At 44.4% G+C, this 13109-nt stretch carries 12 protein-coding genes and 2 pseudogenes; 3 read left to right on the forward strand and 11 right to left on the reverse strand.

All coding sequences use genetic code 11. The features are described from left to right. Nucleotides 1-76 precede the first annotated feature (76 nt). Both L1D22_RS14600 and L1D22_RS14605 read left to right on the forward strand, forming a co-directional pair. Complete coding sequence (locus tag L1D22_RS14600; protein WP_017067743.1) at nt 77-313, forward strand: YdcH family protein; 237 nt, start codon at nt 77-79, stop codon at nt 311-313. A gap of 193 nt (nt 314-506) precedes the next feature. Next, nucleotides 507-1403 carry a LysR family transcriptional regulator gene (locus L1D22_RS14605; protein ID WP_239830318.1) on the forward strand — a complete coding sequence of 299 codons (897 nt, stop codon included), beginning with the start codon at nt 507-509 and terminating at the stop codon, nt 1401-1403. A gap of 102 nt (nt 1404-1505) precedes the next feature. Here L1D22_RS14605 and L1D22_RS14610 read toward each other — a convergent pair whose 3' ends face one another. The 6 genes and pseudogenes from L1D22_RS14610 to L1D22_RS22325 form a co-directional block, all read right to left on the reverse strand. Continuing rightward, the gene (locus L1D22_RS14610; RefSeq protein ID WP_239830319.1) at nt 1506-2315 is read right to left on the reverse strand and encodes an SDR family NAD(P)-dependent oxidoreductase; all 810 of its coding nucleotides are present in this window, start codon (nt 2313-2315) and stop codon (nt 1506-1508) included. Between the two features lie 302 nt (nt 2316-2617). Beyond that, complete coding sequence (gene glpD, locus L1D22_RS14615) at nt 2618-4177, reverse strand: glycerol-3-phosphate dehydrogenase (RefSeq protein ID WP_239830320.1); 1560 nt, start codon at nt 4175-4177, stop codon at nt 2618-2620. 288 nt (nt 4178-4465) lie between these two features. After that, entirely contained in the window at nt 4466-5260 is a 795-nt protein-coding gene (locus L1D22_RS14620) for a DeoR/GlpR family transcriptional regulator (RefSeq protein ID WP_239830321.1), read from the reverse strand. Nucleotides 5261-5520: 260 nt separating this feature from the next. Next, a complete protein-coding gene (gene glpK / locus L1D22_RS14625; RefSeq protein ID WP_239830322.1) occupies nt 5521-7041 on the reverse strand; it encodes a glycerol kinase GlpK in 1521 nt (506 codons plus the stop codon). 58 nt (nt 7042-7099) lie between these two features. Further along, nucleotides 7100-7954 (reverse strand): MIP/aquaporin family protein, encoded by an 855-nt coding sequence (locus L1D22_RS14630; RefSeq protein ID WP_008215950.1) that lies wholly within the window; start codon nt 7952-7954, stop codon nt 7100-7102. A gap of 450 nt (nt 7955-8404) precedes the next feature. Continuing rightward, nucleotides 8405-8548, reverse strand: a pseudogene (locus L1D22_RS22325) (chlorhexidine efflux transporter); the annotation flags it as partial. On the opposite strand from L1D22_RS22325, the pseudogene L1D22_RS14635 reads away from it, so the two are divergent. Continuing rightward, a pseudogene (locus L1D22_RS14635) lies at nt 8549-8827 on the forward strand (LysR family transcriptional regulator); the annotation flags it as partial. It lies immediately after the preceding pseudogene. A gap of 87 nt (nt 8828-8914) precedes the next feature. On the opposite strand, the gene arsB reads toward L1D22_RS14635, so the two are convergent. From arsB to L1D22_RS14660, 5 genes are all read right to left on the reverse strand, one after another. Next, nucleotides 8915-9970 (reverse strand): ACR3 family arsenite efflux transporter, encoded by a 1056-nt coding sequence (arsB, locus tag L1D22_RS14640; protein ID WP_239830323.1) that lies wholly within the window; start codon nt 9968-9970, stop codon nt 8915-8917. A gap of 109 nt (nt 9971-10079) precedes the next feature. Next, the gene (locus L1D22_RS14645) at nt 10080-10421 is read right to left on the reverse strand and encodes a metalloregulator ArsR/SmtB family transcription factor (protein WP_239830324.1); all 342 of its coding nucleotides are present in this window, start codon (nt 10419-10421) and stop codon (nt 10080-10082) included. A gap of 199 nt (nt 10422-10620) precedes the next feature. Next, entirely contained in the window at nt 10621-11028 is a 408-nt protein-coding gene (locus tag L1D22_RS14650; RefSeq protein ID WP_239830325.1) for a glycine zipper family protein, read from the reverse strand. Nucleotides 11029-11060: 32 nt separating this feature from the next. Continuing rightward, nucleotides 11061-11723, reverse strand: coding sequence for an START domain-containing protein (locus L1D22_RS14655; RefSeq protein WP_239830326.1), 663 nt, complete (start codon nt 11721-11723; stop codon nt 11061-11063). Beyond that, a complete protein-coding gene (locus L1D22_RS14660) occupies nt 11720-12883 on the reverse strand; it encodes a glycosyltransferase family 2 protein (RefSeq protein WP_345772811.1) in 1164 nt (387 codons plus the stop codon). Before L1D22_RS14660 ends, L1D22_RS14655 begins: the two co-directional genes overlap by 4 nt. Between the last annotated feature and the right edge of the window lie 226 nt (nt 12884-13109).

Genomic DNA, 13109 nt, shown 5'->3' on the forward strand with positions numbered 1-13109 from the left:
GTTATTTGAGTCCCTTGCTAAGGTGAATAATGAATATATGTAATACCAATCACTTTACTCAACTTAAGAGGTTTCTATGCTAGGTGAAAATCATTCTCTTGTTCACGAATTTCCGGAAATGAAAGATAAAATTGCTGAGCTTGTTAAAACTGACGATGGCTTTGCAGCAGACATGAAGACGTACGACAACCTTGATAAAGAGATTCGTAAGCTTGAGCTGAAAGATTCACCCATTGATGACGGCTCGATGCACCAACTAAAACATGATCGTTCGGTACTGAAAGACGCACTGCACGCTCGTTTAACTGGCTAGTGAGCTAGTAATTTTGCTGATTAGTGAAATGGCGAATTGCAGATTTAGATACTAAAAACTCCTTCGGGAGTTTTTTCTTTTTGGCTCAATAACATCTTCATCATTCAACTGAGCTAATACGTTGTATTGTTATGTGAATAACGCATAATGAGGATGACTGGTACACGATTTTTAAGATTTTATTGGTAATCACATGAATATTGAACACCTCAAATTGTTTGTTCGTTTAGCTTCCACACATAACATCAGCATGGCTGGCCAAGAGCTGGGTTTGTCGCCTGCGGTCGCTAGTTCGCACATCAGTAAACTCGAAGACAATTTGGGCGTCCGTTTAGTACACCGCACCACTCGTAAAGTGTCTTTAACAGAAGAGGGGGAAGCATTCTTACCTCACGCTGAAGAGGTGTTATCGAGTGTGGATGCTGCCAAGTCGGCGGTTGGTGTGGGCTGTGACTCTCCAACGGGAACATTGCGCGTTACGGCATCTGCTTCTTTTGGGCGTTTGCACCTTGTTCCTGCGTTGCCTGGCTTTCTTGAACGTTACCCAGGGTTAAAAGTCGATTTCAGACTGTCAGATTCTATGGTTGATCTTGTAGAAGGCGGCTTCGATATCGCGATTCGCATCTCTGAACTGAAAGATTCGACACTCATTGCTCGAAAGCTCGCGACAGATAAACGTGTTATGTGCGCATCGCCAGATTATCTAATCAAATACGGCAAGCCAGCCACGCCTCAGGACCTTAATGACCATCAATGCATTAGCTTGATTGGCCTAGAAAACTGGACCTTTCATACTGAAAACGGACCTAAAACGATTAAGGCTTCAGGATCTTTTAGAGCGGATAACGGCGAAGCACTGCGTGATGCGGCGTTAGGTGGTATTGGTATTACGGTGACGTCGAATTGGTGTGCGTACGAACAGCTGAAAAGCGGTCAGCTGATTCAAGTGTTGGAAGATTACCCACTCACTTCTGAAGCGGCGATTTGGGCGGTGTACCCAAGCACAAGGTTGCTTGCGCCAAAAGTGAGAGCCTTTATAGACTACTTCTCTGAATACTATGGCAACCCGCCGTATTGGGAACAAGAGTAGAGTCAGGCCGATTTAACGAAAAAGCCCTGCGTGACTAACGTATAACATAGTCACGCAGGGCTTTTTTCTAGGAATCAGACAATCAATTGAGCGTAGCTGTCATTAAGAAAGCGTTGCTGCGATGATCTCATCAATTTTAGCGACAACTTGCTGTGACTTATCACCGTAAATTGCATCTGGGTGCGGGTTAGCAAAAGTGTTGTTGTCGTTATCAAAGTACTGACCGCCCGCTTGTGCGAACTCGTCAGACAATGATGCGCGGACAAGAATATCAGAACCAATGCTTAGGTCGCCGCCGGCAATGCCGTAGGCGTCTTTCACCATCTTACTGCCTAGTAACGAAGCTGGGTTAACAGCAACTACCATTGGCCCATTAGAACCTAGTTCTTTTGCCATCTCACGTGTCCACATGGTGATCGCCAGTTTACTTTGCGCGTAAGCATCGCCATCAGAAAGTGGCTTTCTCCCTGCTAGTGCTTCGATATTCACTGCCGCTTGCGCAGCCGACGATAAGTTCACTACTCGGCTCGACGAATCTAATACTGGCAACAGGCGCTTGGTGAGGTGATACGGTGATACTGTGTTTACGGCAAAACGAACATCTAAACCGTCTTTGGTGATTGGGTTGGGAGTATTGAACACACCCGCGTTGTTGATCAATACATCAATCTTCTCGTGCTCGGCAATCACTTCGTCAGCCAGCGCATCTACATCTGCCAGAATGGACAAATCAGCTACGTAGCTTTGGATTTTCGCTTGTGTAGAGAGGGCGATAAGTTGCTGCTCAACGTCTTTAAGTTTGCTTGGGTTACGTCCATGCAATAAAACGTGGTGACCTTGTTGAACGAGTACTTTTGCAGTTTCGAAGCCGATACCATCGGTAGAGCCAGTGATCAGGATAACTTTTTGCATGGAATAGATTCCTTATTAAAGCGCTGACATCGCGAGCGTTTTTAAATGTGTTGTTTCGTTGAGATAAAGAATAGCAACCTTTTGTGAAGTTGATAATCAAGCGGATTAATAAAACACTATTTAGTTTTTATTGAAAATAGAGGCGAGAACAAAGTCTCTGTCAGCGCGAAGGAGACGATCAATCGAGAGGTTTATCTGATTGAGTCCTTAGATCGGAATAGCAGACAATAAAAAAGCTTAGCGCGGGGGGACGCTAAGCTTCGTTGTTAATTATGTTCTGAAGCATGTCTAGGCTGGTGGAATTAGCCGACTTGAGAAAAGCTCACGACTTTACTTTGTAGTTTCTCTTTCAAGTAATCAGTCACCGTTTGCTGCTCTGATTCGCTCATGTACAGGCCTAGCTTGGTTCTGCGCCATAAGATGTCTTCGTCTGTCATTGCCATCTCTTGGTTGATCAAGTAATCAATCTCAGCTTGGTAAACACCGTGTGCTTCGCTTGAGAACTGGATACCAAGGTCCGCTTCACACATAGCGCCTTCAAGTAGATCCCATGTGTAAGTACCAAATTGGGTCACGTAACGAAGCAGCAGTGCTTCTGATGCCCAAGGGTATTTAGTGTGCATCATTGCGGCGAGCTGTTCGCGGCTGCAGCTGAAGTTACCACCCGGTAGCGTGTCGTTAGCTGTCCAAGGTGCGCCCATGTGTTTCAGGTAAGGTTCTAGCTTGTTCAGTGCCGCTTCACCGAGTTTACGATAAGTCGTCAACTTGCCACCAAAGATAGATAGCAGTGGTGCTTGATCCATTTCTGCATCCAGCTCTAGTGTGTAGTCACGAGTGATCGCTTGTGGCGAGTCAGATTCGTCATCGCAAAGTGGTCGTACGCCACTGTATGTCCACACTACATCGTCACGCTCTAGTTGCTTAACAAAATGCTGGTTAACGATATCAATCAAGTAATCAACTTCTACATCGTCGATAGCCACTTCGCGAGGGTCGCCTTTGTATTCAAGGTCGGTTGTGCCGATGATCGAGAACTTATCTAGGTAAGGGATCATAAACACGATGCGGTTATCTTTGTTTTGTAGAATGTACGCTTGCGGTTCGTCATGAACACGCGGCACCACAATGTGTGAGCCTTTGATTAGGCGAATATTACGTGGTGAGGCTTGCTCTAAACCATCATCAAAGAACTGTTTCACCCAAGGACCAGCTGCGTTAACCAATGCTTTTGCTTTGCGCTCAAAACGTTGGTTTGTCATCACATCAAGAATCGTTACATGCCAAATGTCGCCTTCACGGTGTGCTTTTTCAACTCGGCAGTAGTTGCGTACTTCTGCGTTGTTTTCTTTCGCCGCCAATACGTTCAGTAATACCATACGCGCATCATCTACCCAGCAGTCTGAGTATTCGAAACCTGTTTTCATTTCTGGTTTCAGTAAACCTGATTGAGCCAAGTTCACCGTTTTACTTCCAGAAAGCGTCGTACGTTTACCTAAGTTATCGTAAAGGAATAGGCCACAGCGGATCATCCAAGCCGGGCGTAAAAATGGTCGGTGTGGTAAACGGAAACGCATTGGTTGTGCAACATGAGGTGCTTTTCTCAGCAACACTTCGCGCTCTGCAAGTGCTTCCGAAACTAAACGAAACTCGTAATGTTCAAGGTAACGTAAGCCACCGTGGATTAGCTTTGAACTTGCAGAAGACGTCGCAGAGGCGAAATCATTTGCTTCATATAAACCAACGTTTAGACCACGACCAGCAGCATCTGCCGCGATACCCGCACCATTGATGCCGCCGCCAATAACGATTAAGTCTAGAGTTGAAGATGTACTATTGTTTGAATTAGTTTGTTGAGCACTCATGGTTTTGACCTCTTTCTGAGCGAACGAGCATTTTAGAACATAATTGAATCCTATATTAACTTTCGTTTGCGGTCATTTATTATTTTCGTTTATGCGCGTTTTATGTGATTTGCGCATAAAAAAACCTTCGCTTATGACAGCGAAGGTTCAAAATAACTCTTATTCGAGCATAGAAGTGATACTGTTCATGTTCAAGTGCGATTTTCTAAGTAACAAAAAAGCCCATTATCGATAAAGTGATCTATCAATAATGGGCTCTTTTAATGAACATGATTTCTGAGCGTTTTTTTATTCGTCCGACGCTAGTGGTTGAGCTGCGGTCTCGATAACTTCTAACGGAATGTCTGAATCTTTAAGGATGTTCATGATCTCTTCTGGTGGTTGTTTATTAGTAAAGACCATGTGTGCCTGAGAGATGTTACCCAGCTTAACCATTGCGTTACGACCAAATTTACTGTGGTCGACTGCCAGGAAGATGCTGCGGCTGTTTTCTATGATGGCCTGTTTCACTCGAACTTCATGGTAGTCAAAATCGAGTAGTGAGCCGTCAAAGTCGATACCGCTGATCCCTAGAATACCGAAGTCGAGGCGGAACTGCTTCACGAAATCGAGTGTTGCTTCACCCACGATACCGCCATCACGGTTTCTTACCTCACCACCTGCCAAGATAACTTTTATCTCTGGGTTTGGTAGAAGGATACTGGCAACGTTGATGTTGTTAGTCACGACTCTGAGTTGTTTGTGATTTTTGTTCAGCGCGCGCGCCACCGATTCTGGCGTAGTGCCGATATCAACGAACAAGGTTGCGCCATCTGGAATGTGTTTTACCAGCTCGTCGGCAATCACATCTTTTTCATTGAAGTTAAGCGCTTTACGCGTGTTGTAAGAGGTGTTTTCTGAGCTGAGAGGAATGGTTGCACCACCATGATAGCGACGGATTTTGTTGCTATCAGCCAGTTCATTAAGATCTCGTCTGATGGTTTGTGGGCTAACATCGAACTTCTCTACGAGCTCTTCGGTGCTCACATATCCTTGTGTTTTTACCAGGTCTACAATCTGCTGGTGTCTTGGTATCTGCTTCACTTAACTTACCACTCCCTGCGCGCTGCAATACTTTAGCGCACCTAATTCTAAATATTACCTCGCGCTATTGTGCTCGAATTGATACTCAGAGAGAAGTAATGATGGTAAGGAATTATGTCTAAACCGCAAAAACGTTGATCAAAACATGAAAAAAAGGCCTCAAACGCAAAAAAGAGCACAAAATAGTGCTCTTTTTAGTTTCGTTTACTGAGGAACGAACAATTCAATCGATAAGAGAGTGATTATTCGAACGCTCGTTTTTACTCTTCGTCGTCACCGTGCAGTTCAGACCAAACTTGTGCACACTTGATAGCACGCTTCCAACCTTTGTAACGGCGGTTACGTTTCTCTTCATCGTGGTGTGGCAAGAACGTACGGTCTAGTACTGCTTTGTCTTGAAGCTCATCGATGCTGTCCCAGAAACCAACCGCTAGACCAGCAAGATACGCTGCACCTAGAGCCGTAACTTCAGTCACTTCAGGACGGTGAACTTCTGTATCTAGTACGTCTGATTGGAATTGCATTAGGAAGTTGTTCGCTACTGCGCCGCCATCAACACGTAGGTTTGCTAGCTTGATGCCAGAGTCCGCTTGCATCGCATCTAGTACGTCACGAGTTTGGTAAGCAATGCCTTCCAGTGTTGCACGGATGATGTGGTTAGAATTAACGCCACGAGTTAGGCCAACAATCGTACCACGAGCGTAAGCATCCCAGTATGGTGCGCCTAGACCAGTAAATGCAGGAACAACGTAAACACCGTTTGACGTATCTACTTTAGTTGCGAAGTACTCAGAATCTTCTGCGCCAGCCAGTAGCTTCATCTCATCACGTAGCCATTGGATAGATGCGCCACCCATGAATACCGCACCTTCTAGTGCGTATGCAGGTTCACCTTTAGGACCACATGCCAGTGTTGTTAGTAGGCCGTTTTTAGACGTTACTTTCTCTTGGCCTGTGTTCATTAGAAGGAAACAGCCCGTGCCGTATGTGTTTTTCGCTTGGCCAGCTTCAACACACATTTGACCGTAAAGTGCTGCTTGTTGGTCACCCGCAATACCAGCGATTGGAATACGAGTACCACCTTTACCACCAAGGTTCGTTTGGCCGTAAACTTCAGAAGAGCGTTTCACTTCAGGCATCATAGATGCTGGAATACCCATCTCGTCTAGTAGCTTGCTGTCCCAACATAGGTCATTGATGTTAAACAACATAGTACGTGATGCGTTAGTGTAATCTGTAACGTGTACACGGCCTTGAGTCATCTTCCAAACCAACCAAGTATCAACCGTACCGAACAGTAGCTTACCTGCTTCAGCGTCTTCGCGAGCGCCTTCAACGTTGTCTAGAATCCATTTTACTTTTGTACCTGAGAAATACGGGTCAAGGACTAAACCTGTATTGTCACGCACGTAGTCTTCTAGGCCACGTTCTTTTAGTTCTTCACAAATTTCTGCAGTACGACGACATTGCCATACGATAGCGTTGTATACCGGTTTGCCTGTCTCTTTGTTCCAAACGATAGTGGTTTCACGTTGGTTAGTGATACCAATACCCGCTAGCTCGTCGCTGCGAATACCTGCTTTAGCTAGAGCTTCAACCAATGTAGAGCTTTGAGTCGCCCAGATTTCCATTGGATCATGCTCAACCCAGCCTGCCTTTGGATAAATTTGAGTAAATTCTCGTTGAGAAGAGCTTACGATGTTTGCATCGTGATCGAGGATTACAGCGCGAGAGCTTGTAGTGCCTTGGTCTAGGGCAACAATGTATTTTTGCTCGGTCATGGTAAGAATCCTTTTTGTTCCGTTATTTATATTTTAGTAAATGTAAGGTCGCTTGGGGTTAAGCTTGAGCTTGTTCAGCTTCTTCTTCTGTTTCACATTGGTTTGGAATTGTGCAGCCATGGCCTTCCACTGGTAGGTGAGCACCGATAACACGTGGGTACAACCAACCACCAAAACACGCACCAGCAATAGGAGCAAGAATTGGAACGATGAAGTAAGGAATATCACGAGCACCGGTTAATGCAAAATCCCAACCTGCAAAGTAAGCGAAAAGTTTTGGTCCGAAGTCACGTGCTGGGTTCATAGCAAAGCCAGTTAGTGGACCTAGAGAGCCACCAATTACCGCGATAAGAATACCGATCAGTAGAGGGTTCATTGCGCCACGTGATGCGCCATTGTTCTCGTCGCCCAGTGCCAGAATGGCAAACATCAATACTGCAGTAATCACGAATTCCACAGCAAAAGCGCCGAAGAAAGAGAGTGAAGCATGTGGGTAAGTCGAGAAGATACCTGCAGTTGATAGTGCGTCTTGGCTGCTACGAACAAAGTTATGAGCAATTTCGTAATCTGTAAACAAGTTGCTGTATAGGCTGTAAACCAAAGCGGCAGAGCAGAAGGCACCAAGTAATTGAGAGATGATGTAAGGCACTACTTTTGCCTTATCAAATCCATGGAACATGGCTAATGCAATGGTTACTGCAGGGTTTATGTGTGCGCCAGAAACGCCAGCTGTACAGTAAATTGCGATAGATACGCCGAAGCCCCAGATGATACTAACTTCCCATTGTCCGAATGTCGCACCTGTTAATACCAGTGCAGCCACACAGCCAACGCCAAAGAAGATGAGCAGGCCAGTACCGATAAATTCGGCGAGGCATTGCCCAAATAAAGAAGGTTGTTTGTTTGTTGTCATGTTCGAGTCCTTTTTAGTTTTGCTTATCTAGCACGTGTATTGTGCATAAATTTGCGAACGCGAAAATAAACGAACATTAAAAGTGAGCGTTTGAGCATAAAATTGTTAATTAAACTGGCTTGAAATGTTAAACCGAACACTTTTGCTCGAAAAAGAAGCTTGTATGGACGCTATTGCGCGAATGTATGTCCCGTGAGGTCGCTAAAAGTACCTGTATGTAAGCAGATGCACAACTGGTACGAGGAGTTGATGGCTGGATTTGTGATGCTGATTCGCGAGTGGTGGTTTATTAAACTTGGATCTTGTGGACCTATCCGGGGTCTCAAATGTTGGAAAAGCGTTAACAAACAAGGATGTATTTAAGCTATGACAAAAAATGCCAGATCCATACTGAATCTGGTAATTCGTTTTGTTTATCGCTCAGTGATGATATTTGAGCGAATCGGTGAATTAATTTAGAGCGTTAACTTTGCCTTGTGTAACAAAGTAGTCTTTTACTGAATCATACGCCCAGTTAAATCCGATAGCGTAGAGTACAAAGAAAATGACCAGGCCGATGTCCATAATCAATACGGTCAGAAAATCGAGCTTTAGATGGATCAGTTTCCACTTATAGCGGGCAAGGTATGGTGGTCGAACAGCTTTATCGTCATCAAGGAAATGATTCTTGGTAGTGATGTCGGCTGGGCGTACTTACCCAAACACCTTGTGGAAGAAGAGTTGAGTAAACAGCGCTTAGTTGAGGTGAACGTCTGATTTGACCACAAAACGTGGTCGCCTCCGGTTGATCTGGTTTTATCTAAAACACGCTCGAAAGGGCCAGCATTGCTGTGGCTTGAACAAGCATTGAAAGGCTTATTAGACGAAACATAAGCTGGATGATAATTGGATGAACTGGAATAAAGAAAAGGCTCACAAAGTAATTTGTGAGCCTTTCTGTTTAAAGTGATACGCGATTTTCTAGTTCGCAGATTTCACTGTTAGACCGTTGTAGTACTTGTCTTTCATCTTAAGCGCAACGTTCACAAGGTAAATCAACACTGGCACTTCAATCAGTGGGCCGATAACGCCTGCAAACGCTTGGTCTGAGTTGATACCGAATACAGAGATTGCTACGGCAATGGCCAGCTCAAAGTTGTTACCTGTCGCAGTGAAGGCAATAGATGCATTCTTGTCGTACTCAATGCCCATCTTCTTACCAATGAAGAAGCTGATGAAGAACATCGCTGTGAAGTAGATAGTCAGTGGAACAGCAATCAACAATACGTCCATTGGCAGTTCAACAATCATCTCGCCTTTTAGGCTGAACATCAGAACGATAGTAGCCAGTAGTGCAATCAGTGTGATTGGTGAGATGCGTGGAATGAACACATCGTTGTACCACTGCTCGCCTTTCATCGACACTAGGATCTTACGGCTTAGGAAACCCGCTAGGAATGGGATACCTAGGTAAATAAGAACACTGTGTGCAATATCGATCATCGAGATATCAACCATCATGCCTTCGTAACCAAACACTGGTGGAAGAACGCTGATGAATAGCCATGCCATAAAGCTGTAGCTCACCACTTGGAATGCACTGTTTAGAGCAACCAATGCCGCACCGTACTCTTTGTTGCCGCCGCCGATGTCGTTCCAAACCAGAACCATTGCCACACAACGAGCAAGACCAATTAGAATTACGCCGACCATGTAACCAGGGTGATCTCCCAAGAACGTCAGCGCCAATACGAACATTAGGATAGGACCAACCAACCAGTTCATGATCAGAGACAGTTTGATGGCTTTCTTATCTTTTACCACAGTGCCCAATAGGCTGTAGTTAACCTTAGCCAAAGGAGGGTACATCATTAAGATAAGGCCGATCGCGAGTGGAATGTTGGTTGTACCAACAGACATAGATTCGTTCCACTGTTCGATTTGTGGAAATACGGTGCCAATCAGAACACCAATACCCATGGCGATGAAGATCCAGAGTGTTAAGTAGCGATCTAGAAAACCTAACTTTGGTTTCATGGTAATCTCTCTTTATTGATATCGTAAATCGTCGAAAAACGATTGACTGTGGCAAAAAAACACGCTTAAAAGTAAAGGCTATCCAAGCCGATCCCTCAAGCGTGAACTTCTATTTTAAAATGCTGTTAAATACCGATTCGAAGCGTTGAATATTGTCGCGGTCGATGCGGTAACACATCTTCGGCGGGATAGACTCAGCAGTGATGAAACCTGAGCTTTTCAATATTCGTAGGTGTTCTGATACCGTTGATTGAGCCAAACCCAATTCATTTACCAGATCACTGTTTAAGCAGCCGCCCGACTTTTCCAATGCAGACAAGATACTAAGTATGCGAATTCTTGCTGGATGCGCGAGTGCTTTTGCTAACGCTGCCATTTCTTTTTCTGCTTCAGCATTACTCGGCGGAAGAGGTAGAGAACAGCTTTCTGTTGCTTGGCATGTTGCAGTCATACTTAGGTAGCTCACTTAATTCCAATCGTTAAAAGACGATTAATAGTAAGCCTATTTTAAAGAGGGGTCAATGCTCGGTGTCAATTCGGTCCGATTTTAACGGACTATTTAGTTACGGTGGATGAACTTAGCGATCGCGCAACTAAGTAAAGTGGCGTTTAATATCGATTGAATGCCACTTTACTTTCTGGATAATGCTCTAGTTGAGCACGGTATAGCCTCGATTGATCATGCAGTTACGATTAACTTGAAACTTCTGCTGCTCAGATAGCTCTGCTGATTGTCTTTTTTGAGCGCCGTGTTTTAAAGCGCCGCTGATAATACCGATGCCAGCGCCAATTTTTGCACCATCGTGGCCACTCCCGCCAGATACCGCTCCCCCTACCGCGCCAAGCGCTGCGCCTTTGGCGGTTGAACCTACAATATCGCTGCCAAGAGAATCTACCTCTTCTGGCTTAACTTGTTGAGCGTATTGTTCACATTCATATAGATCGGCGTGATACTGAGTTTCATCAACACCTTTGGTATCAACAATGATTTGGTTAGCCATTACTGAACTTGATGCTACAAGCAATATCGCTGCGAATGGAGTTAATGGAAATTTCACAATATAGACCTCTGGAATATTAAATTGTACTGTTAAAGCGACGTGTAGTTTTCGATGAAATTAATACGACTATCGGTGTATTCACCTGAATCCAACATTTCAGATAACCCACGAAGCGTGTTATAAGGCTGAGATACGGCGACCATGTTAATCAGCCAAGAAGGAATTGACCCTCCTGGATCACTCAATACTCGATAAGAGATATGAGTGTTGTTGTCGTCGATGGGTGTCAGAATCCAACGAGCTTCTAATTTAGCCACTCTAATGACTTTTTTATTATTGTTCGGCAAATAATCAGGTCTACCATGTTGAGCAATGGTGACAATCATCGTCTTTGGATCCTGAGTGATCGCGTTCTCTACGATAGCTTCACGATCGGCAACAGGCCAAGGAGCTTTGGTATAGGTTTTGGTGATCGTGTGCGCCTCACTAAAATGCTTTATTTCTTCCATATCATCGATATTTTCTACCCATTGCGTGCCAACGGAGGTGTCGATAAAGAGAGCTATAATCGAAGAGAGGGTTGCGTTGATATCACCCTCTGCTCGAAACTCTTTAAAGTCGTTACCTTCAATTTTTCGATTGTAGACTTCGATGCCTTCCTTATCACGAACGAGCTTCCACTCATTTGCATCCGACGCTAACACTGAAAAAGATGTGGCAATCATAACGAAAGTTAGAATCTTACTGATCATGACAGTGCTCGCCCTTTCCAAGTGATTTTATTGTTCTTTGATAAGCGATAACTGTTGAGAATCAACAAGCTTTGCAACGAAATCCCCAAAGGCACGGTTAGTGCATAACGAGCTGGTATAAATAGCTCTTTGACCAAAATAAGATAAGTGACAATGGAAGCGATCAACATCAGAGCATTGATCGCTAAGGAATAAGTATTGAATGATGAAGGGTCGCCGATGAAATGGTGAGTTGATACAAGCAGCATTACCGGGGCAGCCCATGCAATGATATTCGTTTTGATGAATGCACCAAGTACTTGGAATCTTGATTGGCAATTTACAATAAGATTCATGTTTTTGGAGAAGCCCGCCCAAATCGAACCAAAGTCGGAATACATATGCGTGCTCATGAGCTCGTCCGCAAAAGCCCAAAATGCTTTTAAACCGCATGTCTTCACGAGTTTTGCAAACGCGATGTCTTCGGATATCTCGCTGGCTACCGCAGTATGTCCACCGACAGCATCGTATGACTTTCGTGTAAACAACATGGCTTGGCCGTTAGCAATTGCGTCTGCTTTTGATTTGTCGTTTGCGTTTTTGAAGTTCATGTAAGACGCGACTGAAAGAAATATGCCGGGTAAGGTGATTTTCTCAATGGTTGATGTGAATGCTTGTCTAGGGTTGAACGAGAGTAAGTCCGTTTTGTGTCGTGAGGCGAAATGGATAACGCTCTGTAGCATCAAGGGTTCAGACTTCGTATCAGCATCGATAAAATACAAATACTCACCCGTTGCGTTCTGTGAGCCCACCATGCAAGCGTTGCTTTTCCCTAGCCAATTGGGCGGTAACTTTCTTCCTGATATACAACGAACGTTAACACTTGATGTGTCGATGAGCTTATCAACAATGGCCCTTGTCGAATCAGTAGAAAAATCATCAATCACAATGATTTCAAACCTGTCTCTTGGGTAGTTCTGCTTCATTAGCGAGCTGAGGCTGGTCTCAATATTATCTTCTTCATTTCTCGCAGGGATAATAATGGACACGGTTGGCCATTTGGTTCGGTTCAACGAAATTTTAGGCGTAATGTGAACGCGATGGCTCGCCAAATTGGCAAGTGTGATTAGAAACTTGATGGTAACGACGCAAAACAAGGTCGAAGTGATAGCTAGAATCATGATTACAGTAGTCAAAAACAGAGTGATAGAGATCTGAGGAGCGTATAGCCTTGAGGCCTTTCGTTCACCTCTGGTATGTAGGACTCAATCATTCAAAGCGACATGTCGAGCAGTTCAGTTTTGCGTTTGAACTACATTTGAAGCGAATTATTAGAGCTCAGAAATAAGCATTGCATTCACTGGCTACTCTAGCGATATAATCGGACATAGAACCGTTACCCAAGAT

The organism is Vibrio sp. Isolate34, assembly GCF_022397915.1.
Taxonomy (GTDB): domain Bacteria; phylum Pseudomonadota; class Gammaproteobacteria; order Enterobacterales; family Vibrionaceae; genus Vibrio.